This is a genomic window from Rhizobium sp. S152 (genome assembly GCF_030380735.1).
GTDB lineage: Bacteria > Pseudomonadota > Alphaproteobacteria > Rhizobiales > Rhizobiaceae > Rhizobium.
Genome location: NZ_JAUDRZ010000002.1, coordinates 341962 through 366442 on the forward strand (window position 1 = coordinate 341962; position 24481 = coordinate 366442).

The 24481-nt window shown below is 61.9% G+C and carries 20 protein-coding genes; 12 read left to right on the top strand and 8 right to left on the bottom strand.

Annotated features, from left to right (window positions below; all coding sequences use genetic code 11):
• The first annotated feature begins 84 nt into the window (after positions 1–84).
• Complete coding sequence (locus QTL95_RS02840) at positions 85–792, top strand: GntR family transcriptional regulator (protein ID WP_289718444.1); 708 nt, start codon at positions 85–87, stop codon at positions 790–792.
• Between the two features lie 52 nt (positions 793–844).
• On the opposite strand, the gene QTL95_RS02845 is transcribed toward QTL95_RS02840, so the two are convergent.
• Entirely contained in the window at positions 845–2797 is a 1953-nt protein-coding gene (locus QTL95_RS02845) for a methyl-accepting chemotaxis protein (protein WP_289718445.1), read from the bottom strand.
• A gap of 185 nt (positions 2798–2982) precedes the next feature.
• Here QTL95_RS02845 and QTL95_RS02850 point away from each other — a divergent pair, with 185 nt between their 5' ends.
• On the top strand, positions 2983–3114 hold the full coding sequence (locus tag QTL95_RS02850) for a hypothetical protein (protein ID WP_289718446.1): 132 nt from the start codon (positions 2983–2985) through the stop codon (positions 3112–3114).
• A gap of 116 nt (positions 3115–3230) precedes the next feature.
• Here the strand turns inward: QTL95_RS02850 and QTL95_RS02855 are convergent, their stop codons facing one another.
• Positions 3231–4532 (bottom strand): alpha/beta fold hydrolase, encoded by a 1302-nt coding sequence (locus QTL95_RS02855; RefSeq protein ID WP_289718447.1) that lies wholly within the window; start codon positions 4530–4532, stop codon positions 3231–3233.
• Positions 4533–4653: 121 nt separating this feature from the next.
• Between QTL95_RS02855 and QTL95_RS02860 the strand changes: the two genes are divergently transcribed.
• A complete protein-coding gene (locus QTL95_RS02860; RefSeq protein ID WP_289718448.1) occupies positions 4654–5799 on the top strand; it encodes a M24 family metallopeptidase in 1146 nt (381 codons plus the stop codon).
• Positions 5800–5817: 18 nt separating this feature from the next.
• On the opposite strand, the gene QTL95_RS02865 is transcribed toward QTL95_RS02860, so the two are convergent.
• The 4 genes from QTL95_RS02865 to QTL95_RS02880 form a co-directional block, all read right to left on the bottom strand.
• Entirely contained in the window at positions 5818–6345 is a 528-nt protein-coding gene (locus QTL95_RS02865) for a hypothetical protein (RefSeq protein WP_289718449.1), read from the bottom strand.
• A gap of 83 nt (positions 6346–6428) precedes the next feature.
• Positions 6429–7970 (bottom strand): SpoVR family protein, encoded by a 1542-nt coding sequence (locus QTL95_RS02870; RefSeq protein ID WP_289718450.1) that lies wholly within the window; start codon positions 7968–7970, stop codon positions 6429–6431.
• A gap of 11 nt (positions 7971–7981) precedes the next feature.
• Positions 7982–9301, bottom strand: coding sequence for a YeaH/YhbH family protein (locus QTL95_RS02875; RefSeq protein ID WP_289718451.1), 1320 nt, complete (start codon positions 9299–9301; stop codon positions 7982–7984).
• 25 nt (positions 9302–9326) lie between these two features.
• Positions 9327–11276, bottom strand: a complete 1950-nt coding sequence (locus QTL95_RS02880) for a PrkA family serine protein kinase (protein ID WP_289718452.1) — start codon at positions 11274–11276, stop codon at positions 9327–9329.
• 366 nt (positions 11277–11642) lie between these two features.
• Here QTL95_RS02880 and recX point away from each other — a divergent pair, with 366 nt between their 5' ends.
• The 6 genes from recX (at position 11643) to QTL95_RS02910 (ending at position 17225) form a co-directional block, all read left to right on the top strand.
• Positions 11643–12194 (top strand): recombination regulator RecX, encoded by a 552-nt coding sequence (gene recX / locus QTL95_RS02885; protein ID WP_289718453.1) that lies wholly within the window; start codon positions 11643–11645, stop codon positions 12192–12194.
• A gap of 218 nt (positions 12195–12412) precedes the next feature.
• Complete coding sequence (locus tag QTL95_RS02890; RefSeq protein ID WP_289718454.1) at positions 12413–13558, top strand: extracellular solute-binding protein; 1146 nt, start codon at positions 12413–12415, stop codon at positions 13556–13558.
• Positions 13559–13569: 11 nt separating this feature from the next.
• Positions 13570–14451 carry an ABC transporter permease gene (locus QTL95_RS02895; protein ID WP_289718455.1) on the top strand — a complete coding sequence of 294 codons (882 nt, stop codon included), beginning with the start codon at positions 13570–13572 and terminating at the stop codon, positions 14449–14451.
• Entirely contained in the window at positions 14448–15275 is an 828-nt protein-coding gene (locus QTL95_RS02900; RefSeq protein WP_289718456.1) for an ABC transporter permease, read from the top strand. The genes QTL95_RS02895 and QTL95_RS02900 overlap by 4 nt, the downstream gene beginning before the upstream one ends.
• A gap of 35 nt (positions 15276–15310) precedes the next feature.
• Positions 15311–16390, top strand: a complete 1080-nt coding sequence (locus QTL95_RS02905) for an ABC transporter ATP-binding protein (RefSeq protein WP_289718457.1) — start codon at positions 15311–15313, stop codon at positions 16388–16390.
• Complete coding sequence (locus tag QTL95_RS02910; protein WP_289718458.1) at positions 16383–17225, top strand: glycerophosphodiester phosphodiesterase; 843 nt, start codon at positions 16383–16385, stop codon at positions 17223–17225. Before QTL95_RS02905 ends, QTL95_RS02910 begins: the two co-directional genes overlap by 8 nt.
• A gap of 1 nt (position 17226) precedes the next feature.
• Here QTL95_RS02910 and QTL95_RS02915 read toward each other — a convergent pair whose 3' ends face one another.
• Positions 17227–18051 carry an inositol monophosphatase family protein gene (locus QTL95_RS02915; protein ID WP_289718459.1) on the bottom strand — a complete coding sequence of 275 codons (825 nt, stop codon included), beginning with the start codon at positions 18049–18051 and terminating at the stop codon, positions 17227–17229.
• A 383-nt stretch (positions 18052–18434) separates the two neighbouring features.
• Here QTL95_RS02915 and QTL95_RS02920 point away from each other — a divergent pair, with 383 nt between their 5' ends.
• The 3 genes from QTL95_RS02920 to QTL95_RS02930 all read left to right on the top strand — a co-directional run bounded on the left by QTL95_RS02920 (position 18435) and on the right by QTL95_RS02930 (position 23070).
• The gene (locus tag QTL95_RS02920; RefSeq protein WP_289718460.1) at positions 18435–20210 is read left to right on the top strand and encodes a type I secretion system permease/ATPase; all 1776 of its coding nucleotides are present in this window, start codon (positions 18435–18437) and stop codon (positions 20208–20210) included.
• Positions 20207–21505 carry an HlyD family type I secretion periplasmic adaptor subunit gene (locus QTL95_RS02925; protein WP_289718461.1) on the top strand — a complete coding sequence of 433 codons (1299 nt, stop codon included), beginning with the start codon at positions 20207–20209 and terminating at the stop codon, positions 21503–21505. The genes QTL95_RS02920 and QTL95_RS02925 overlap by 4 nt, the downstream gene beginning before the upstream one ends.
• Before the next feature lie 134 nt (positions 21506–21639).
• Positions 21640–23070, top strand: coding sequence for a family 16 glycosylhydrolase (locus QTL95_RS02930; RefSeq protein WP_289718462.1), 1431 nt, complete (start codon positions 21640–21642; stop codon positions 23068–23070).
• Positions 23071–23079: 9 nt separating this feature from the next.
• On the opposite strand, the gene lpdA is transcribed toward QTL95_RS02930, so the two are convergent.
• Entirely contained in the window at positions 23080–24477 is a 1398-nt protein-coding gene (lpdA, locus tag QTL95_RS02935) for a dihydrolipoyl dehydrogenase (protein WP_289718463.1), read from the bottom strand.
• Positions 24478–24481: the final 4 nt, after the last annotated feature.

Genomic DNA, 24481 nt, shown 5'->3' on the forward strand with positions numbered 1-24481 from the left:
GACAACGCGATTGCCGTGCCGGTCGTCTTGCTCAAACCAGTGAAAAGGAAATAGTAGAGTCCGGCGTTCGAAGAAGGGCAGGATATGCGGGACGATGACTTGGAAAATGTTCGGGTGCGCGGTTCGGGCACGCAAAGTGTCTATGTCACCCTGCGCCAGGAAATCCTGTCCATGGCACTGGAGCCCGGCAGCCCGCTTGACGAGGTAAGGCTCTCCGAGCGGTTCAGGATGTCGCGAACGCCGATCCGCGAAGCACTGCTGCGGCTTGCCGCCGATGGTCTCGTCACCACGCTTCCCAACCGCAGCACGATCGTTGCGGTCATCGATTTCGCGGGTCTACCGACATATTTCGAGGCGCTGACCCTCATGTACCGCGTGACCACGCGTGGTGCGGCCGGGCGGCGCGATCCCGAGATCATGGCGCGCGTCCGAGCGCGCCAAAGAGAATTCGCCGATGCCGTTGTTGCCCATGACGCCTATGCGATGATCGAGGCCAACCGCGAGTTTCACGTCGCCATCGCCGAACTGGCCGGCAACCCCTACTACACGACCTTCTTCGCCCGATTGCTGGACGAGGGGCGGCGAATTCTCCGGCTCTACTATTCGACCTTCGACGATCGTCTGCCGCGCCAATACGTGGACGAGCATGAGGAGATGATCGCGGCGATCGAAGCCGGCGATGTCGAGCGCGCTGATCGGCTGGCGATCGATCACGCCGCGCAGATCGTCCGGCAGATCCAGGAGTATATTGCGCGCGATCTCGACCGGCCGGTCGAGATCGCCATTCCCTGAGCCGGCGGCGGGTACTAGACCCCGTCGCCGAAACAGGGTTTTCGCGAGACGATCAGAAGTCTTCCCAGCTCGGCTGCTGAGCGGCTGCAGTCGCCGTCCGACCACCGAAGGCGGCGACGATCTTGCTGCCGAGCGCACGGGCCGGAGAGGAGGCGGGACGGTTGGCTGGCGAAGCAGCCTTTGGACCCGAGGGCAGGGCTGCAACGCGCCGCTCTTCCTCGCCCAGCTTGAAGCGGGACAACAGCTGGTTCAACGAAGCCGCTTCCCGCGCAAGGCTGTGGCTCGCCGCGGTCGACTGCTCGACCATGGCAGCATTTTGTTGCGTGCCCTGGTCCATGGCATTGACGGCGGTGTTGATCTCCTGCAGCCCGATCGACTGCTCGCGCGCCGCTTCCACGATCGCATCGACGTGGCGGTTGATTTCCTGGACCTCGGCGACGATCGCTTCCAGCGCGGTCCCGGTGTTGCCGACGAGTTCGACGCCGGACCGGACGTGATCGCCGGAGGTTATGATCAGCGCCTTGATCTCCTTCGCGGCCTGGGCCGAACGCTGAGCGAGCTCACGCACTTCCTGCGCGACGACGGCAAAACCCTTGCCTGCTTCGCCGGCGCGCGCGGCTTCGACGCCCGCGTTGAGAGCAAGCAGATTCGTCTGGAAGGCAATCTCGTCAATCACGCTGATGATGTTGGTAATCTCGCCGGAGGAGCGTTCGATCTCCTTCATGGCGACAACCGCGTCCCGCACAACCATACCGGACCGTTCGGCACCGCTGCGGGCGCGGGCCACCAGCGTGCCCACGTCCTCGGCGCGCTTGGCGGAGTCCTTGACCGTCGTCGTCACTTCTTCGAGCGCCGCTGCCGTCTCCTCGACAGAGGCCGCTTGCTGTTCTGTCCGCCGCGAGAGGTCATCGGCGGCCGAGCGAATCTCGTTCGCCCCGGCATCGATGCCGCGGGCATTGTTGCCGACCGCGCGCAGCGCGTCGTTCAGGTTTGACGCGGAGTTGTTGAAGTTCGAGCGTAGCGCATCGAGATGGGGTACGAACGGCGTCTCGATACGGTAGGCGACATCGCCCTGCGCCAACTGGTCGAGCGCTTCTCCCAATCGATCGACCGCGAATTGCGTGTCGGACGCGTCCTTTGCCTTCTGCGCATCGCGCGCGACACGCTCCTTTTCGGACAGGCTTCGGTTCGCCTCGGCTTCCTGCTCCAGCCGCATACGTTCCAGCGCGTTGTCGCGAAAGACCGATACCGCCTTCGCCATCTGGCCGACTTCGTCCCGACGTTCCTGACCGTCAACAATTTCTTCGGTTTCTCCCGCTGCCAGCGACGTCATTCGCTCGCGAAGGCGTGCGATCGGCAGGGTGATGCCGCGCGACGATACAAACAGAGCGGCGGCAATACTGGCAGCAAAGACGATCGTAAGAGTGACGAGCGAAATCATGATCGTCGAACTGGTCTGCCGCGTGAGTTCTTCGGCCCGCGTATTGATATTCTTCTTCATCAGCGTCGTGAGGTCGCGCATGTCCGAAAGCAGTGGGATGATAAGCGCATCCGCCTTGGCCAACTCAACCTTGGCCTCGGCATCCTGCCCGGCGGCGCCGAGGCTGACACCGGCGTCCGTCTGTGCGATGAGTTGCTGCGATCTTGCGATGAACGCATCGATCGCAGCGGAATCCTGTGGTCTGCCTCCCTTGGATTGCTGAAGCCTGGCGATGAGGCTCGCCGTATTCTCCTTGTAGAAATCATTCGCGGCTTTGAATGCAGGATCCTGCTCGTCATAAACGAGGGTCTGGTAGGCGGCGTAACCCATGGCGACCAGGCTCCTGGTCGAGGCGACCAGATCCACTTCGGCTTGGTAATCCTTGGCAATGAATTGCGAATATGTGCCGTCGACCTGTTTGAATTTGTCGGACATGAAGAGGGTCGCGCCGATTCCGACGATACAGATTGGTATGATCAAAGAAAGAATTTTGGTTCGAATACCTGAATTTTTGAGAAACGACATGTGGCCTCTGATTGATGAAACGATGGCCGACTGTCGCGAGACCACACTTGCACGCAGGAATGGCTAGGCCAGTTGCGCAGGCGATATGGGTCGCCTGGCGGGCCGCGCCTTTGCCGCTTATTGAAGAGTGCCTTAACAATTAACTCGGATGGCAGTCGGGTTATGGGGCATGCTCGGAAGTGGACATGGCAGAGATCGTGGCCATCATGGCGGCTTGGGGAGCTTCTACCGATTACACATCAACCCAAGGCTTGGTTCTCAACCCGCTTCAAGATGCATTCCCAACGAGCCAAAAGAAGAGCCGTTTTGCATCTTAAATGAAATACGAGCGTGGACACCGCGGCACGATCTAACCGCTGGTACGCTGAATTTAAAATCAGTATTTGCTGGAAGCAGCTTTCACGGGATTGAAATCCGGCCAGTCAGGCAGGGCTCACGAGGTGATAGGACCGCCACGCTGCTTGACGAGGTTGGTCAACCTGTTGAATACGGCCGGCGACTGGCGAACGCCGTCATGCTCGAATTCGTTCGTCACCCAGGCCTGCAGATTGCCGACATGCCGTGCGGTTTCCAGTGACAGCCCCGCATCGACATACATGTCGTCGTGATAGACAACGGCGGCGACAGGAACGTCGTTCGCGGCAAGGCGAACCGTATCGTAAAGCGGTTCGTAGTGTTCGCGCGCGGCAAGTGCCTCGACGCCCGGTTGAAATGCGCGCAGAGATCGGATCTCCTCGAACATCCAAGGATACATCATCTCGCCGGTGAGAAGCAGCGGGCGGGCCTTGCTCTCGAAGGCCGGATATTCCGCACGGATGCGGTCGGCCGCCCATGCCGTCGGCACGGTGCCTTGGCCGTAGATGCTCTCCTGCAGCGCCGCAAAGAGCGGGTTTTCGTCGAACGAGGTCAGCGACATCACCTGTGCGAGGAAACGATCGGACAGCCGATCCTCCTTCGGGCCGGAAAAGGCCTCGTCCAGCAGCCAATGTACGTTCTCATAGCCCGGCGCCATTCCGAAATCGATACCGATGGTCTGCAGCCGCCGCACCGAAAGCCGGTCGCCATCCGGCAGACGGACATCGTTGGCTTCGATGAAGTCGGCAATGCGCGCCAGACGTGCCGCGTCGAAGGGGTAGCGCTTGTGGTAACCGGCATTCTTCTCGGCGACGCGCGGATAGGTGCGACGGTAGACATCATCGGCTGTCGCCGTGAGCCCGGCGAGGCCACCGGTCACATAGCAGGCCGCAAGTCCCTCCGGCGCCTTCGACAGATAGGTCAGCGTCAGGAAGCCGCCGTAGCTCTGGCCGAGCGTTTCCCAGCGACGACCGCCGAAAATCGTCTTTCGAAGGTGCTCGCAATCGGCGATGATGCTGTCGGCGCGAAACAACGCCAAATAGTCGCCGGCCGCTTTCCCGTCGGTGAATGCCTGCATGGTGGCGCTCTCGATGCGGCTGCTACGTCCCGTTCCGCGTTGATCGATCAGGATCACACGGTGCGTCTTCAACGCTTCCGCGAGCCATGATGGGCCGCCATTGGAAGGGCGAGGCGACTTGCCGCCGGGTCCGCCCTGCAGAAAGGCGAGCATCGGCAGGGATTCGCGCCGGCGCACGGGATCGCAGACCTCGCGGGCGAAGATCTTGATGGTTCTTCCATCCGGCTTCGACCAGTCGAGCGGGACATCCACCACGTGATCGCGCATGTGCATGCCGGGGATCGTATATTCGTGGAGGAGCATGGGTCTCGCCTCTTGATTTCGTTGTCGACATATTGCCTACAGGCGCGGTAGTGTTTGCGCAAGAGGCACCGCGGGCTCTCGCCCGCCCGCCAATCAAGCCCAATCAGAACTGGAAAACAACATGTCATGGTCCCATCCCGTCCCTCGCATCTCAGACGACGAACGGCGGGCTCGGCTGGCTGAGCTGCGGCGGTCGCTGGCCGCCGGAGGGGTGGCCGGCATGCTGCTGGGATCCACCGATAGCCTGCGCTACTACACCGGCCTCGTCTGGCACCAGAGCGAGCGCTTTCTCGGCGCCCTCGTGACGGCTGATGGGCTGCATTACATCGTGCCGGGCTTCGAGCGCAGCCGTGTCGAAACGCTGCCACGGCTCGCAGGCGACATTCACATATGGGAGGAAGAGGAGAACAGTGCTGCGCTTGTTCTCCGGCTCATGGGCGAGAAGGGCACGCTGGCGCTCGACGACGACCTCCCTCTGTTTTTCTATCACGCGCTGGTCGCCAAGCTGGGGGCTGCCCGGCTCACCGATGGCGGCCCGCTGATCCGCAGGCAGCGCCGCATCAAGTCCGCCGCCGAGATCGCGTTGATTCACTACGCGATGGGCTTGACGCTCGACATTCACAAGCAGGCACATGCCCTTATGAAACCTGGAATAAATGCTTCCGAGGTCATCGACTTTATCGAACATCGTCACCGGGCGGTCGGCGCTGACGGCGGCTCGACCTTCTGCATCGTCTCGTTCGGAGCGGCGACGTCTCTGCCGCATGGCGCGGACGGCGACCAGACGCTGGAAGCCGGCGAAGTCATTCTCGTCGACACCGGTTGCCAGATCGACGGCTACCATTCGGACCTGACGCGAACCTACATGCTTGATGGTGGCAACGCCGAATTTGAGCGCGTATGGCGGATCGAGCGCGAGGCGCAGCAGGCGGTGTTCGACGCCGCGAGGCTCGGCGCACCGTGTTCCGATCTTGACGATGCTGCCCGCGCGGTGCTTGCCGGGCACAGGCTCGGTCCGGACTATCGGCTTCCCGGCCTGCCGCACCGCGCTGGTCATGGCCTCGGCCTGCAAATCCACGAAGAACCCTATATCGTCCGCGGCAACGCCACGCCGCTTTCGGCAGGCATGTGTTTCTCGAACGAGCCGATGATTGTCATACCTGGCAAGTTCGGCATTCGCCTCGAGGATCATATTTACATGACCGAGAGCGGCCCGCAGTGGTTCACCAAGCCGGCAGCGGGGCCGACGGAGCCTTTCAGTGGCTAGTCGCCGCTGAAAGCAGTTTCACTTCCATTCCCATAGCAGGTTGGAGCTGAATGGGCGCTGCTCGACGATCACGCCTGGGCGCGCCAGCTTCTGCATGTAAACGCTGGCGTCGCCTTCGCCGTTCAGGCCGACGAAGTGCATGCGGGTGGACATAGCCTTGGTCTGCCCCTTGCGCCGGTAGGCGAAGTGGACGGCGCAGACGGGATATTCCCAGTTCGCCGTCAGCATCTCCGCGAACTGCTTTTCATCGAGCCCTTCGGTCTTTCCGGTGAAAGCCAGGAACTCGCCGAGGCCGAAGAAGCCGGAGAAGACGCCGTAGGCCGTCTGCTGCTCCATCTGCCTGCCTTCGCCCGATGTCGTGTCGCGGCGGTAGAACAGGCTGTCGGCCTGTCCCTTGGCCTTTTTCATCGAGTAGCTGACCAGCATCTTCTTGGCCAGCAGTTCCATTGTCAGTTCGTAGGTCTGGTAGCTGTCGGTGTCGGCATGCAGGTCGTCGATCCTGGCTTTCAGATCGATAACATAGTCTCGGAAAAATGCGGCGGTCATCACGGCTCCTGGTGGTGTCGCGCGCTTGCTAGCAGAAAACCGCGAATTCGCAAAAGGTTGGGACCGATGTCTGGCAGGAGACGTCAGATATCGTCGGTCGTGCACTCGTAAAGCGTGGTGCCTGTGGCATCGTCAAGACCGACAAGGCTGACGCCATAGCCCCACAGGTGCCGGACATGCTTCATCGTTTCGTCGCGACTGCGCTCGTCGAGCAGCACGCCATGCCTGACATTGTGCTGCAGGCGGAGACGCCGGTCGCCCAGGAGATCGACATCGACCACCTGGATATCGGGTTGCCGTGCGGCGACATCGTAGCTCTGCGCGAGGCCCGATCGCACGGCGGCATAGCCGCGCTCGTTGTGGATCGAGCTGATCTCGCTGTAATTGTCGCCGGCGCGGTCGGACAACAGGAACAGCCGGAATTTTCGCATCATCGCCGGGCTCAGATACTGGAGGATAAAGGATTCGTCGCGGTGGTTCGCCCAGGCATCGAGCAGCGTGCCCTTCGGGTCGTTGTTGCCGGCGAAGGAGGGAAACCAGTCGCGGTCCTCGGCGGTCGGTTCGGTGCAGATGCGCTCGATGTCCTGCATCATGGCAAAGCCCAGCGCGTAGGGATTGATGCCGGAAAACCGGCGATCGTCGTAACCCGGCTGGAAGACGACGTTGGAATGGCTGTGCAGCAGTTCCAGCATGACACCTTCGCTGAGCTTTCCCTGCTCGAACAGCCGGTTGATGATGGTGTAGTGCACATAGGTCGCACAGCCCTCATTCATCACCTTGGTCTGGCGCTGCGGATAGAAATATTGCGCGATCACGCGCACGATACGCAGGATCTCACGCTGCCATGGATCGAGAATAAGGCTATGTTTTTCAAGGAAGTAGAGCAGGTTTTCCTCGGGAAGCTTTAACGCTTTCTTGCGCTCCGTCGCATCCCGCTCGGCCTCCTCATGATTGTGCGTTTCGGTGGCAAGCGGCAGTGTCCGCCACAAGTCGCTATAGGTCTGCTCCTCGTATTCGAGCCGCTCGCGCGCCCGCTCCCTGACCTTTTCGGAGGAAAGGCGTGGCGGCCGGCGATAGCGGAACACGCCCTGGTCCATCAAGGCATGCGCGGAATCCAGCACCGCTTCCACCGCTTCCGTGCCGTGCCGCTCCTCGCACTTGGAGATATATTTCTTCGCGAAGTCCATGTAGCTCAGGATCGCGCCCGCATCCGTCCACTGCCTGAACAGGTAGTTGTTCTTGAAGAAGTGGTTGTGGCCGAAGGCGGCATGCGCCGTCACCAGTGTCTGCATCGCCATGGTGTTCTCTTCCATGAGGTAGGTGATGCAGGGATTCGAATTGATGACGATCTCATAGGCGAGGCCGCGGTGTCCCTTGCGATAGGAGCTTTCCTCGTAGACGAAGCGCTTGCCGAAGGACCAGTGTTGATACATCAAAGGCATGCCGACGGAGGAATAGGCGTCCAGCATCTGCTCGGACGATATGATCTCGAGCTGGTTGGGGTAGACGTCGAGGCCCATCTCGTCGAGCGCGATGGTTTCGATCGCATCATAGGCACGCGAGATGGTCGCGAAATTCCAGTCGGAACCATGAAACAGCAGATCGGACGTCGTGCGTTTCGCCATGTCTTATTCTTTCACTTACGCGCCTGCACGGCCGCCTGCCGGGTGAAGAGCCTGCGGAAGACGGGGTAGATATCGGCCGGGCGCGCGATACGTGCCATCTGGAAATTAGGCACTTCGCCATCGACCGCGCGATAGGCCCGCCAGAGCGACGTGCCGTTATCGGTGGCGCCGAAAATCTCTGTCTCCCGCTCGTCTAGGATTTCGACATAGGCGTAATACTGGCAGAGCCGCATAAGCGGGCCGCGCAGCAACGAGGCGCAACGATCGGAATCGCCGCTGATGTTGTCGCCGTCCGAGGCCTGGGCGGCATAGATGTTCCATATATCCGCCGGATAGCGTTCCTCGATCACGCGCAGCATCTCTTCCAGCGCGGTGGAGACCACGGTCCCTCCGCTCTGGCGGCTGTAGAAGAACGTTTCCTCATCCACCTCGCGCGCTTCGTCGGTGTGTCGGATGAAGACGATGTCGATACGATCGTAGCGACGCTTGAGAAAGAGATGCAGCAACACGAAGAAGCGCTTCGCCAGATCCTTCTCCCGCTCTCCCATGGATGCCGACACGTCCATGAGGCAGAACATCACGGCGCTGGCATTGGGCAGGGGTTGCCGCTCGAAGCGGTTGAAGCGGATATCGACGGGATCGACATAGGCGATACGCCGGCGTCGGCGCTCGAGATCCTTCAGTTCCTCGCGCAACGCCTGCAGTTCCCGTCGCTGCTGCGCGGATGGTTCGTTGACCTGTTCGAGCAGCGTGATTTTCTCGGCAAGCGCATTGAGGCTCGCCTCGCTCGGCCGCTGCAGGGCGATGCGGCGGCCGAAGCTGTTGCGCATGGTGCGGCCGACATTGATGTTGGTCGGCGTACCGGCCGTGGTGAAACCGACGCGGCGCGGCTTGAAGGTGACCGTCTCCTTGAGATTGAGCTTCACCATATCGGGAAGTTCGAGATCTTCGAAAAACAGGTCGAGCACTTCCTCGCGCGAGAGGATGAACTGGAACTCGTCGTCGCTGCCGCCCTGACCGCCGGTGCCGCCATTGCCGCCGCCTTGTCCGCCGGGGGGCTTGGGCAGCCGGTCGCCTGCCATGAACTCCTTGTTGCCGGGAAGAACGAACTGCCGGTCGCCAACGCCGGGAGCCGGCTGGAATGTCGGCTCGCCGGCGCCGCGTGCCGGCATGGGAACGCCATGCGCGGCATCGACATCGGCGATCCTGTCGGATTTAACTTGTTCCTTGATCGTGCGCTTGAGTTCCTCTCGCGCACGGTTCAGGAAACGCTGACGATTACCGAGGCTCTTATCCTTCGGATTGAGCCTCCGATCGATGAAATTCGGCATCTGCCAATCCCCCGGTTCGGCAGCGTCAGCCGGCCTTGTTTACGCGCATGTACCAATCCACCAGCCGCCGCACCTGCCGCGCCGTATAGCCCCGCTCGGTCATGCGCTGGACGAACTCGGCATGCTGCTTCTCGGTCGAACTGTCCTTCTTCGAGCCGAAGCTGATGACCGGGAGCAGATCCTCGACCTGCCCGAACATCCGCTTCTCGATCACTTCGCGCAGTTTTTCGTAGCTCGTCCAGGACGGGTTGCGCCCGTTGTTGCGGGCTCGTGCGCGGAGCGTGAACTTCACGACTTCGTTCCGGAAATCCTTGGGATTGGCGATGCCCGCGGGCTTCTCGATCTGCGAAAGCTCGCTGTCCAGGATCTCGCGGTTCAGGATCTGGCCGGTATCAGCGTCCTTGTAGTCCTGATCCTCGAGCCAGGCATCGGCATAGGAGATGTAGCGATCGAAGAGGTTCTGTCCGTACTCGCTATAGGATTCGAGATAGGCCTTCTGGATTTCGTGTCCGATGAACTCGGCGTAGCGTGCTGCCAGTTCGGACTTGATGAAGTCGAGATAGCTTGCCTCGATCTCCTTCGGGAACTGCTCACGCCGGATGGCCTGCTCCATGATGTACATCAGGTGCACGGGATCGGCGGCAACCTCCTTGGTGTCGTAGTTGAAGGTTTCCGACAGCACCTTGAAGGCGAAACGGGTACTGATGCCGGTCATGCCCTCATCGACGCCGGCGGCGTCACGATACTCCTGAACAGACTTGGCCTTGGGATCAGTATCCTTCAGGTTCTCGCCGTCATAGACACGCATCTTGGTGTAGAGCGGTGAATTCTCGTGGCGGGCAAGCCGCGTCGATACCGTGAAGCGGCTGAGGTTTTCCAGCACTTCCGGCGCGCAGGGGCTCTTGGCAAGCTCGCTTTCGCGCAGCAGCTTTTCGTAGATCAGTCGCTCTTCCGTCACGCGCAGGCAATAAGGCACCTTCACGACCAGGATGCGGTCGAGGAAGGCCTCGTTGTTCTTGTTGTTCTTGAACTGCAGCCACTCCGATTCGTTCGAGTGGGCGACGACGATCCCCTGGAACGGGAAGGCGCCGAAGTTTTCTGTGCCGTTATAGCTGCCTTCCTGGGTCGCGGTCAGCAGGGGGTGCAGCACCTTGATCGGCGCCTTGAACATTTCAACGAATTCCAGGAGCCCCTGTGTGGTACGGTTTAGACCACCGCTGTAGGAATAGGCGTCGGGGTCGGCCTGGCTGTAGTTTTCGAGCTGGCGGATATCGACCTTGCCGACAAGTGCCGAGATATCCTGATTGTTTTCGTCGCCCGGCTCCGTTTTGGCGATGGCGATCTGGCGGAGCCGCGAGGGCGTCAGTTTGACGACGCTGAACTTCGAGATGTCGCCGCCGATCTCATCCAGTCGCTTGGTCGCCCAGGGCGAAACGAGGCCGGTGAGACGGCGCCTGGCGATGCCGTACTTATCCTCGAGCAAGCTCGCCATGCGGTCGGGGTTGAAGAGCCCAAGCGGCGACTCGAATACGGGGCTGATCTGGCCGTTTATTGCCAGCGTGTAGATCGGCTGGCGCTCCATCAGTTTCTTCAGGCGCTCGGCAAGCGACGACTTGCCGCCACCGACGGGGCCGAGCAGATAGAGAATCTGCTTGCGTTCCTCCAGTCCCTGCGCCGCGTAGCGGAAGTAGCCGACGATCCGCTCTATGGTATCCTCCATCCCATAGAAATCGGCGAAGGCCGGATAAATCTTCACGGTTCTGTTCGAAAAAATTCTGCCGAGGCGCTCGTCGGCGCTGGTGTCGATCAAGGTCGGCTCGCCGATGGCTTCGACCATCCGCTCCTGCGCCGTGGCATACATCCGCTTATCGTCGCGGCATGCCAGCAGGTATTCCTGCAGGCTCAACTCTTCCTGTGCTGTGCTGGTATAGATCTCCGAGAACAGGTCGAAGACGTCATTTTCGCTTTTCTGCATCATCTCACCCGCGGCCAGTTGTTTGAAACGGGGATCGCTGCGTGGAGGCTCGCTCATATTACTGAACGGTGCAGGCGACCGTTAGTTCATTCAAATACTTACGCGAAGTCAAAAAAAGTGACCGAATAGGAAAACCGCAACGAGAGGCGATATGTCTTCCGGGGCGGAGCAGGCGACTCGGCCGCTTTATAGTGAGAGAGTAAGACCAATCAGGCCGGAGCGCTAACGCTTTTTGTAGCTCTCTGTAACGATCTTGTGACGGACGTAACGTTCCGGCATTTCGGCTGCCATTTTCGGACGCGTGACAGCCTGCGGCGTCTGACGCTATAGCTGCCATAGAGATGAAACCGGCGAACCGAGCGCTCCGTGACCGACGATGTGACAGACACCGACCTGCCCACCAAGCGCATGCTTAGCTGGGCCCGCAACTCGACGATCTATCGGCTCGAGCGCCGCATGATGACCGAGAAACAGCTGTTCGATGCGATCAGCCGCAAGGCGAGGGAGAAGTTCGAGGATGTCACCGAGGCTCAAGTAAAGGCCATGGCGGATTTCGCCGTGAAGTTCGCCTACGACCAGGGCGCGCTGAACGACGTCGCCTATGCCGAGATCAGTACGCGCTCCGCCGTTCGCGGCGGCAAGTCGAAACGGATGATCGCCCAGAAGCTCGCGATCAAGGGAATCAGCCGGGAGATCGCCGCGATAGCGCTGGAGGAAGCCGATGATCTCTATGCCGCCGTCGCCTTCGCCCGCAAGCGTGCCATGGGACCCTTCCGGCGCGATGAGGCCGATGAAAAGCGGCTCACCAAGGAAATGTCCGCCTTTGCGCGAAACGGCTTCGGTTTCGGCCTCGGCAAGACCGTGATGGCCATGAGCCGTGACGATGCCGACGACATCCTCAGCGGGCCGCGTCCGTAGCGAGTTCGCTCGAGACGATCGGCCTCGGAAGGCGGTTTTGAGCGCGCTTGCGAGCATCCGCCCGCACGGTGGCGCTTTTGTTATGCAGCGTTGATGCACGGCTGTGCACTAAAATGGTCGATACGCTCTCATCTGTCATGTCGGTGTCATGGGCCGGCGGTAGCTAGCCTATGACAGATCAAGCCGGGGCGAGGCCCCGACATCGAACGGAGAGCGCTATGAACAGACGCGAATTTCTAGTCACTTCCTCGGCCGCCGCAGGCCTGCTGGCGTTCCCCGGCTTCGCATCGGCCGCCGCCAAGACGATCGACCTTTATAGCGGCTCCGACGCCAACATCGTCGATTTCTGGAACAACATCGTGCGTCCAGCCTTCGAAAAGGCTCATCCGGAAGCGGCCGTCAAAATCACCGACGCCGGCGATAATACGGGCCTTCGTGCCATCGCCGACCGCGCTCTTGCCGCTTTGAAGACGAACACCGATCCGCAGGCGGATATCTTCGAACACTTCGACCCGCGCCTGCCGGCAGGCGGCATCGACGCCAATCTCTGGGTCAAGTTCACGGCCGAGAACATCGAAGGCTTCGGCAACGTTAATCCGCTCAGCGTCGACAGCCCTTACTCGCTTCCCTATCGCGGCTCGCAGGTTCTCCTCGCCTACGACAAGACGAAGCTCGACCCGAAGGATGCGCCGAAGACCTGGGAAGCCCTCGTCGCCTGGATCAAGGCAAACCCTGGCCAGTTCATCTACAACCGTCCCGACAAGGGCGGCTCCGGCGGCAACTTCGTTCGCCGTGCCATCCATGAAGCCAACGGTCGCGATCCGGAGAAGTTCAAGATCGATAACTTCACGGCTGACTACGCCCAGCAGACGTTGACGCCGGCCTGGGCAATCCTCAACGACATCGCGCCTTCGCTTTACGAGAAAGGCGCCTACACCGCCGGCAACACACAGTCGATCCAGCTCCTCGCGCAGGGCGTCGTCACCATGACGCCGGTCTGGTCCGACCAGATCCTGCAGGCGATCTCGCAGGGCGTGCTGCCAGAGACCACCGGCCTCGTGCAGCTCGGCGACCTCGCCCTTTGCGGCGGCTTCTCGCGCATGACGGTTTTCACCAACGGCGCCAACAAGGATGAGGCGCTGAAGCTCGCCGCGTTCCTGCTGACCAAGGAAATGCAGGAAGCGATTATCACCGAGATCGGCGGCTTCCCGGGTATCTCCTGGGATCACATCTCGGATGAGCTGCGCCAGAAGTATGCGGATGTCATTCCGAAGACGATCCCGACCTTCCCGAGCGGTGACTGGGAAAGCACCATCAACGACGGTTGGTACCGCAACGTCGCCCCGGGCATCAGCCGCACCTGATGCGTAGGGGCATGACATTGCCGTGGCTGGCGCGCACACGCGCGCCGGCGAACGGCGCCAATCTCGCAGGGCTGCTTCTCGTGGCCCTGCCGGTGTTTCTGCTGGGTTGGCTGATCGTCTATCCGATCTTCTCGGCCGTCATCACCACCGTCTTCGTTCGCCAGCCGGACGGAGCCACGACCCTGTCGCTGGCCTCCTATCGCTTCTTCTTCAGTGACGGTTACAGCCGCGCCAACCTTTGGCTGACGCTCTGGACGACGCTTGTCTGCGGCGTGCTGCTCTTGGCCATCGGTCTGCCGATTGCGCTCTACCTGCGGTTCTCGCAGGGACGGTTGCCGGCCTATGTGCAGGGGCTTGCGATCTTTCCGATGTTCGTTCCGTCGATCATCCTGTCCTATGCGCTGATCCGCACCATCGGACCGAACGGCACCGTCGATATTCTGCTCAACGCCATCGGCCTCCCAAAGCTGCCGACGCCCTATCTCACCCCCTGGGGACCGGTCATCGGTCTCGTCTGGGACAATCTTCCGCTGACCGTGCTGATGCTGACGGCGGGCCTTGGACATATTCCGAAGAGCTCGATCGAGGCCGCGCGCGATGTCGGCGCATCGCCGCTGCGGGTTTTCATTTCGATCCTTCTGCCGCGCATGGGCAACTCACTGCTGGTCACGGCGTCCTTCGCCATTCTCGGCATATTCTCGTCTTTCACCCTGCCTTACGTGCTTGGTCCGGCATCGCCGGAGATGATGGGGCCGTTCATGCAGCGCACCTTCTCCGATCTCAACGATCCGCTGAATGCGCTGACCCAGGCTGTCATCACCTTCGGTTTCTGCCTGTTCTTCGGGATATTCTACGTGCGCTCCATTGCGAAAAACCGGGAGGGCGGCCGATGAATGCGCGCCGCGTTCCCCTGATTGCCGATGTCGACTGGATAGGCCTGCTGTTTGCAGCGCTGCTTACGCTCTTCATCGTCCTGCCGCTGGTCGTGGTCGGCACCTGGGCCTTCACAGAGGTCTGGCGCTATCCCTCCGTCATTCCGCAACAGTTCGGCCTGCGCTTCTGGTCTCAGACGCTGTCGCGCTCCGATGTGTGGGAGGCGCTTTTCCTCAGCCTCCGGCTGACGACGACCGTGACCATTCTCTCGGCGATCATCTGCCTGCCGGCGGCTTACGCATTCGCCAGGATGAATTTTCCGGGCCGCAACGTGCTGTTCCTGTCGTTTCTTGCCTCGCACGCGTTTCCGAAATTCGGGCTCCTCGTCGCCATCGCCGGTATTTTCCTGCAGCTCGGCCTGATTAGCACCTTCTGGGGCGTGGTGCTGATCCAGCTCGTCGGTACCTTGATGCTGATGATCTGGATTCCGGTCGCCGCGTTCCAGAACGTGGACCGGCGGATGGAGGAGGCGGCGCGCGACGCGGGTGCGACACCCTTGCGGGTGTTCTGGTCGATCACCCTGCCGCAGGCCGCGCCGACCATCGTGGCGGCCCTGCTGCTGACCTTCGTCGGAACTTTCTATGAGACGGAAGGCGCCTGGCTGATCGGCGCGCCGCAGATCCGTACCATGCCGGTGCTGATGATCACCTTCATCAACAACCAGATCGTGGTGCAGTATGGCGCGGTGCTGTCGGTCATGCTGTGGGTGCCCTCGTTCATCGCGCTGATGTTTGCCCGCCGCGTTGTCGGCACGGGCGCTTTTGCCCGAGGTTTCGGTGCATAACGATATGTCGGGCGCTGCCCGAGGAAAGGCTTGATATGGCACGCTTGACGATCCATGGGGTCTCCAAGAGCTTTGGTGCCTCGTTCGCTGTCCGCGATTTTTCGCTCGATGTCGAGGATGGCGAACTGGTCTGCCTGCTTGGTCCGTCGGGATCGGGCAAATCGACCCTGCTGCGCATGATCGGCGGCTTCGAGAAGCCGACCGGCGGCGCCATCCTGATCGACGCCAAGGATGTCACCTCGCTGCCGCCGGAGAAGCGGCCGACAGGCATGGTGTTTCAGAGCCACGCGCTCTGGACGCACATGGACGTCTTCAACAACATTGCCTTCGGCCTGAAGCTCCGGCGTCTGCCACGTCAGGAAATCCGGGAGCGCGTGGAGAACGCCCTTGCCCTCGTCGGTCTTGCAAACCACGGCAAGCGCATGACGACGCAGCTGTCCGGTGGCCAGCAGCAGCGCGTGGCGCTCGCCCGCTCGCTGGTGCTGGAGCCGAAGATCCTGCTTCTCGACGAACCATTCGCCAGCCTCGATCAGCATCTGCGTGAGCGGTTGCGCGAGGAGGTTCGCGACATCCAGCAGCGGCTCGGCATCACCACGCTGTTCGTTACCCATGGCCAGGATGAAGCGCTGGCTCTTGCCGACCGGATCGTTGTCATGCGTGACGGCGCCACCGAGCAGGTCGCGGCACCCGACCAGATCTATCGTGAGCCGACGACTGAGTTCGTCGCCGGCTTCATCGGCTCGATGAACTTCGTGCCGACCGAGGTAAGCGGGAAGGTGAGCCAGCACGCTGCGTTCGCGTTGCCGGTGTCGGTTGCCGACGGCAAGGTCGTTCTCGCTTTTCGGCCCGAGGCGCTCTCACTTCGTCCCGCGCAGCATCCGGCGGCCGCGATCGTCCATCGCAGCATCGATTTCGGCACGCACAAGCTTGTTGATATAGACCTTGCGGATGGAACGCGCTTGAAGGCCATGACCTCACCGGATAGCAACTGGACCAAGGGCATGGCGGTCGAGCCGATCGTCCGGGCCTATTACGCGTTCCGCGACAACCAGCTGGTGCACCAGTCGGTGCCGTCCAGCGAGATGAATGACAACAGAGTATTCGCCCATGTCTGACCGTAGAGGAATCCTTCTTGAAACCGGCTCGCACCGCACCTGGTTCAAGTGGCACCGCGGCCATCGCTTCGCGCAAGACCTTTCCTTCACGCGCGAACGCATAGCCGAGGCGATGAACCTCGGCGCCAGCGTCGAGATCGACCTGGTCCGCTTCGATGGCGATGGCTTCGCGGTTCTGCACGACGAGACGCTGGATCAGGCAACGACCGGCAGCGGCCCGGTATTGAACGCATCGGCCGATTATCTTCGACGCCTCAACCTGCGCGACAAGGCCGGCGCGCCGACGATGCACCCGGTCATGCTGATCGACGATCTGGGCGCGCTGCTTGCGGAGACCGAGCGCAATGCCGATGCTGTGCTGCAGCTCGATCTCAAGGAAGCATCGTCAAGCATTCGCGACAGCGACATCGCCGCGTTTGCAGCCGCCATCGCGCCGGTCTCTCAGGCCGTCATTCTGTCGGGTGGCGATGCCGAGGCCGTCGAACGGTTGTCGCGGGCGGTGCCGGATATGCCAATCGGCTATGACCCCTGCCATGACGGTGCGATGGAGCGGTTGATGGATAGCCGGGATTTCGCAGGTTTTGTGGAAGGGGCAATCGAGGCGTCGCCGCGCGCTGAGATGATCTACCTTCATCACGCCCTCGTGCTTTTCGCGGACAAGGCGGGCTATGATCTCGTCGATGCGTTTCATCGTGCCGATCGACGCGTGGATGCCTACACCATCAATGCGGCGGTACCGGCGGTGCTTCCCGCCGTCCGCCGCCTCATCGAGCTGAAGGTCGACCAGATCACCACGGATGATCCGGTTGGCCTCGAGGCGCTTCTTTCCACTTAGATCACTTTAGGCCTTCGGCCAGCCAGGGGTGAAGCGCCGTGTTGGCGGCGAGAATGTCGCCATTGGCGGTAACGGGGCGGCCATTGAAGGCGGTGACCGTTCCGCCGGCTTCCGTCACCAGCAGTGCCGAGGCGCCGTAGTCGTGCAGCGACAAGCCGTCCTCAAAGAACCCATCCAGGCGGCCGCAGGCGACATAGGCGATCGACAGCGCCGCCGAACCTAGACGGCGGACGCCGGCGGTGTTCGCCATCAACCGCTTCAGCGCGTCAAAATAGATCTCTTCCGAAACTGCTTTGACCTGACCGGGAACCGGCAGCCCGGCTCCGACCACGACGTTTTCGATGTCGCCGTTCGCCACGCACTCGATCCTGCTGCCATTGAGATAGGCGCCGCCACCGAGTTCGGCGCTGAAGAGTTCGTCCAGCATCGCATCATAGACGACACCGGCGACGAGGATACCGTTTTCGACGATCGAGATCGTCATGCCGAAGTGGGGAATACCCCAGGCGAAGTTCGTCGTTCCGTCGATCGGGTCGATATAGATGACGGGCGTCCCGGCGCTGCCGTCGCGGTTGCCGACGGCTTCCTCGCCCTTGATCGCGTAGTCGGGAAACTTTTTGGTCAATTCCTCGACGATGATCCGCTCGACGGCCACATCGATCTCGGTCTGGTAATCGCGCGGTGCCTTGGACAGCATCTCATTGACCAGGCGTCTTTTGAGCGAGGCTTTGGCGGTGGCGCCGGCCTTGAGGACAGCTTCAGCAAGAATGATTAGGCGGGGAGAGGCTGCAGGCGAGAGCCGGGCGGAAACAAGAGAAGATGTCATGTATGATCCAACAATATGTGCCGCCCTCCATCGCAGAACCGCGTGACGTTTTTGTGAAGGGCAGGGCGGCCGAGGCAACCAATGATGGTCCATTTCGAAACATGGGAGCGACCCGTGACGGTTCGCTTTGACACGCCGGGCCCCCTACGCCTTCCGCCCCTGATCGCGAGCGGCCTCAGCACTTTATCGCCGGGCGGCGCTTTTTCCGTGCTGTGCCAAAACGGTACATGTCTGGCTTTGCTCGGCTACCATCTGTTAAGTGTGCACTGCAAGAAGATCGAAGTTTCCCCTGAAAAGATCAGCAGAAGTTGCCAATCTTATGCATACTACTTTCGGTTAAGGGTGACGCGTCCGGATCGGAGCGTTGCCGGAATTCATGAAGAATGACGCGCGACCAGCGCGCGAATGACGTGAGCGAGGTCCTTTTGTCCAAAAGCACGCAACCTCCAACGACGTTCCTTTTTGCCGCATTGTCTCCTTTTCGCACGGCGGTCTTCGGCATCGGCCTGACCAGTTGCATCGTCAATCTACTGGCGCTCACCGGCTCGTTCTTCATGCTGCAGGTCTATGACCGGGTCATTCCCGGGCGCAGCCTGCCGACACTGGTCGGGCTGATAATCATCGCAGGCACGCTTTTCGCATTTCAGGGCGTCCTTGAGCTTCTACGCTCTCTTTTGCTGTCTCGGGTCGGGCAATCGACCGACGAGCGGTTCGGGCGGCAGGTGTTTCGCGCACTTGCGACCGTGCCGTCGGACGAGGTGACAGCGCGGCAGGGCGTGCAGCCGGTCCGGGATCTGGATACGATCCGCGGCTTTCTTTCCGGCCCGGGACCGACCGCCCTGTTCGATCTGCCCTGGATGCCGTTCTATCTCGGTCTCTGCTTCCTGTTTCACGTGTGGATCGGTGTCACGGCGACCGTCGGTGCCCTGCTGCTCGTGGGGCTGACCGTTCTTGCCGAGACTAAGTCCAGAGAATCCGCCCGACAGGCGGCGGTAATTGGTGCCGAGCGGATGGCGTTCGCCGAGGCGGCGCGTCGCAACGCCGAGGCTGTTACGGCGATGGGGTTCGGCCGGTCGCTGGCGCAGCGTTGGGCCGAGGTCAACGACCGCTACCTCGCGAACCACCTGCGCGCGGCAAATGTCACGAACACGCTTTCAACCCTGTCCCGCATCGTCCGCCTGATGCTGCAGTCGGCGGTGCTCGCGGTCGGCGCGGCGCTCGTCATCCGGCAGGAGGCCACGGGCGGCATCATGATCGCGAGCTCGATCCTGGCGAGCCGGGCGCTGGCTCCGGTGGAGCTCGCGATCGGGCAATGGAAGGGGTTCACGGCAGCGCGGCAGAGCTGGTCGCGCCTTGCGGCGTCGCTCCCCGGCGCGGCAGAAGCCAAGCCAAACATCGCGCTCCCCGCACCGTGCTCCAGCCTCAAGGCGGCGGGGCTCTATCTCGCGGCTCCCGGGGCAACGCTCGCGATCGTCCGCAACGTCTCCTTCGACCTTGCCGCCGGAGAGGCGCTCGGCATCATCGGCCCGAGCGCATCCGGCAAATCGTCTCTCGCTCGCGGGATTACCGGTCTCTGGCAGCCGCTTGCGGGCACCGTGAGGCTCGATCAGGCGTCGTTGGCGCAATGGGACCGGGACGATCTCGGCCGCCACATCGGATACCTGCCGCAGGAAGTGTCGTTGTTCGACGGCACGATCGCTGACAACATCGCGCGGTTCGACCCGCAGGCCTCATCCGAAGCCGTCATCGCCGCCGCAAGGGCCGCGGGCATCTATGACATGGTGGTCAAGCTTCCTGACGGCTTCGATACGGGGATCGGCGAGCAGGGGATGGTTTTATCCGCCGGACAGCGGCAGCGCGTGGCGCTGGCGCGAGCGCTTTACAACGATCCGTTCCTCGTCGTGCTCGACGAGCCGAATGCCAATCTGGATTCCGAGGGTGATGCGGCACTCTCCCGCGCGATCATGGGGGTACGGGAGCGGGGAGGCATCGCCATCGTCATCGCGCACCGGCCAAGCGTGCTCGCTGCCGTCGACAAGGTATTGGTGCTGGCGGCGGGCGAAGTGAAGGCCTTTGGTCCGAAGGAAGACGTGCTACGGGCGACGACGGCGCCTGCCGTTTCGCCCGTGCGGCTGCTGCATAAGGAGGCTGCGCAATGATCGGTGATCCCGCTCCCCTGGCGGCCGGCGCCATCCGCAAGCTGGCGTTTCTGGTCCTTGCCATGGTCATTCTTCTGGTTGGCGTTATCGGCGGCCTGGCGGCGACTATTCATCTCAACGGCGCGGTGATTGCATCGGGCACGCTTGTCGTCGACAGCTATGTGAAGCCGGTGCAGCACCAGAAAGGCGGCACCGTCGGCAAGGTCCTTGTGCGCAACGAGGAGAGGGTCGAGGCCGGTCAGATTCTTGTGCATCTCGACGACACGCAGTCGCGCGCCAATCTGGCGATCATCAGGCGGCGCTTGCAGGAATTTTCGGCCCGGACCGCGCGGCTCGTCGCCGAGCGTGACGGCAAGGACCACATCGAGCTCCCCGCGTCCCTGCCTGACGACGAAATGCAATCGACTGTCGCAGGCGAGCGGAAGCTCTTTGACGATCGTCGGACCTCGCTCAGGGGTCGCGAGGCGCAGTTGCGCGAGCGTATTCGCCAGCTCGACCGTCAGAGCGACGGTCTGGTCGCCCAGCAGGATGGCAAGCGGCGCGCGATCGAGATTATCCAGAAGGAACTCGCCAGCCTGCAACCACTCTACAAGCAGGGGATCATTCCCGCGACGCGCATCTATGCGCTGGAGCGAGACGCCGCCGACCTCTCGGGCGAGCTCGGAAGCCTTGTCGCCTCGGCCGCCGAGATCCGCGGCAAGATCGCGGAGACGGAGCTGCAGGTGATCCAGGTCGGAGACGACCTACGCAGCGAGGTGTCCGACCAACTACGGCAGACGGAAAGCGACACCGGCGAATATTCCGAACGCCTGGTCGCGGCCGAAGACGATCTCAAGCACGTCGATATCCGCGCGCCGCAGGCCGGTATTGTCCACCAGCTGGCCGTTCATGCGGCAGGCGCCGTGGTGACGCCGGGCGAGGCGATCATGCAGATCGTGCCGGATCAGGATGCGCTGACGCCGGAGCTGCGGCTGTCGCCCGACGACATCGATCAGGTTGCGGTCGGGCAGGAGGTCGCGCTGCGTTTTTCGGCCTTCAACCAGCGTACCACGCCCGAGTTGCGTGGACACGTCCTGAGCATAGCGGCCGACATCACCAGCGACCAGCGCAGTGGCCAGAGCTTCTACAATGTCCGTGTTCGCGTGCCGCAAAGCGAATGGGCGCGGCTGGGCACTCTGGTTCCGGTCGCCGGCATGCCGGTCGAAGCTTTCATCGAGACAGGTGAGCGCACTGCGCTAGCCTACATGGCCAAGCCCTTCGCCGACCAGATGGCCCGGGCATTTCGAGAGGAGTGAACAGAATGTCCCACTTTGGGGCCGAAGTCTAAACGCCGACCATGGCCGGAGGAGCGGCCAGCCAGATTTAGGGGGAGGACCGAAGATATGCGCGGCGGCAGCTTTCCCGCGCAAGGCAACAAAAGGAGATAGCCATGGCCCAATCCATACAGAACGCAGTCGGACAAACACTCTTTTATAGCGGCGCTTCGACTGCCTGGCTTTCAGCGACAGGCTCGGGACCGACCCTCAACGGGACTGCCGGTAACGATTCCATCTGGGGCGATGCCTCGGTCAACGTGACGATGAGCGGCGGGACGGGCGACGATATCTACTATCTCTACTCGGCCATCAACCGCGCCGTGGAATCGCCCGGCGGAGGGGTCGATACGATCAATACCTGGATGAGCTATACGCTTCCGGAGAACTTCGAGAACCTGACGGTCACGGGCAATGGCCGCTATGCCTTCGGCAACAGTGCCGACAACATCATCTCTGGCGGCTCAGGCAGCCAGACGATCGATGGCGGCGCCGGCAACGACGTGCTGATCGGCGGTGGTGGGGCCGACACCTTCATCTTCACCCACGGCAACGGCAGCGATCTCATTGTCGATTTCGGCAGCGACGACACCATCAGGCTCAACGGTTATAGCCTCTCCACCTTCGATCAGGTGGTCAGCCACTCGACTCAGGAGGGCGCGAACCTCAGGCTCGATCTCGGCGGAGGCGAGAGCATTCTGTTCGCCAACAAGACGGTTGCCGATCTCCACTCCGACCAGTTCCAGCTGACGCTGGATCGCTCCGTTCTCAACCTGACCTTCTCCGACGATTTCGACAGCCTCTCGCTTCGGAACGGAGATCAGGGAACCTGGGATGCGAAATACTGGTGGGCGCCGGAAAAGGGCGGCACGCTGAGCGGAAACGGCGAGTTGCAGTGGTATGTCAACCCGAACTATGGCCCGACCGCATCCGTCAATCCCTTCTCCGTCCATGACGGCGTGCTGACGATCACCGCCGCTCCCACGCCCGATGCGATCAAATCCGAGGTGGATGGCCACGACTACACCTCGGGGATGCTGAACACGCATTCGACCTTCGCCCAGACCTACGGCTATTTCGAGATGAGGGCGGACATGCCGGGCGAGCAGGGCGCATGGCCTGCCTTCTGGCTTCTTCCTGAGGATGGTTCCTGGCCGCCGGAACTGGATGTGGTCGAGATGCGCGGGCAGGAGCCGAATATTGTGCACGTGACGGCCCACAGCAACGCCGACGGCACGCATACGATGGATTCCACGGCGGTGAATGTGCCGAGCACGGATGGCTTTCATACTTACGGCGTGCTGTGGGATGAAGACCAGATCGTCTGGTACTTCGACGATGTCGCCGTCGCTCATGCCGATACGCCCGATGACATGCACGGTCCGATGTACATGCTGGTCAATCTTGCAGTAGGCGGCATCAGCGGTACGCCGGCCGGCTTCGAGGACGGTGCGCAGATGCAGGTGGACTATATCCATGCCTATTCGCTCGATGACGCACCTGTCGCGAATGCCGCGCATACAGCAACCACCGACTGGCATAGCTGAGGCTCAGGATCAGATGTGCAAGGCGTGCCCCAACGCCTTGAACACCGCCTCCTGAAACGCTTCGCCCCGCGTCGGGTGCGCGTGGATCGTGCCGGCGATATCTTCCAGCCGCGCACCCATCTCGATCGCAAGTGCAAAGGCGGTCGAGAGTTCGGAGACGCCGTTTCCGACAGCTTGCGCGCCGATGACGAGATTGTTGTCGGCGCGCGCAACGATGCGCACGAACCCGTCCTCAGCCTGGATGGTCATGGCCCGTCCGTTGGCGCTGAACGGAAACTGGCCGATGCGGACCTCATATCCCTGCGCCCGAGCCTCGGCAGGAGAGAGCCCGGCCGTGACGATCTCGGGATCGGTGAAGCAGATCGCGGGGATGCAGCGCTTGTCCCAACCCCGTTTCCTGCCGGCAACGATCTCCGCCACCATCTCTCCCTGTGCCATGGCGCGGTGGGCCAGCATGGGTTCACCGGTAATGTCGCCGATCGCGTAGATGCCGCGCATGGAGGTCCGGCATTGGTCGTCGATGCGCAGATAAGGGCCGGCGCGGTCGAGGTCGAGCTCTTGCAGCCCAGAGCCCTCCGTTCTCGGGCGTCGTCCGACGGTTGCCAGAATACGGTCGGCCGGCAGCTCTTCTTCCCGGCCGGCGGATGTTTCGATCAGTAGCGCATCGCCGGCGGCGGACAGCCCCTTTGCCTTCGCGCCGGTCATGACACGAACACCAAGCTGCTCAAGCCTTCGAGAGACGGGTCTGACGAGTTCCGAATCGTATAGCGGCAATATTTGCGGCGTCGCCTCGACCACGATGACCTTGGAGCCGAGCTTGGCAAAGGCGGTGCCGAGCTCGAGCCCGATATAGCCGCCGCCCACTATGACAAGTCGCTCCGGCAGATTCGTGAGCGAGAGCGCGTCGGTCGACGTGATGACGCGCCCGCCGAACGGCAGGTCGGGGAGCGAAACAGGTTCCGAACCGGTCGCGATCACGATTGCCTCGGCCCGGATGATCTGCACGCCGGTCTCGGTCTCGACCGCCACGGTCTTGCCGTCGCGAAATGCGGCCCGCCCGTGGACGATCTTGACGCTCGCCTTCTGCAGGAGTGCCGCGACCCCGCTGTTCAACCGCCCGACGATGCCGTTCTTCCAGGCGACCGTAGCCGCAAGATCGATGGAGCAGCTCTCGACGCGAATGCCGATCGGGCTCCTGGCCTGCTGCATTCCCCTGATCGCGCAGAATTCGTCGGCTGCATGGATGAGCGCCTTGGAGGGAATGCAGCCGACATTCAGACACGTTCCGCCCAGTTTGCCAGCCTCGACGAGGACGGTATCGACTCCGAGCTGGCCCGCGCGGATGGCGCAGACGTAGCCACCGGGACCAGCACCGATGACGAGCAGTTTGCAGAGGATTTCCTTCATGGAT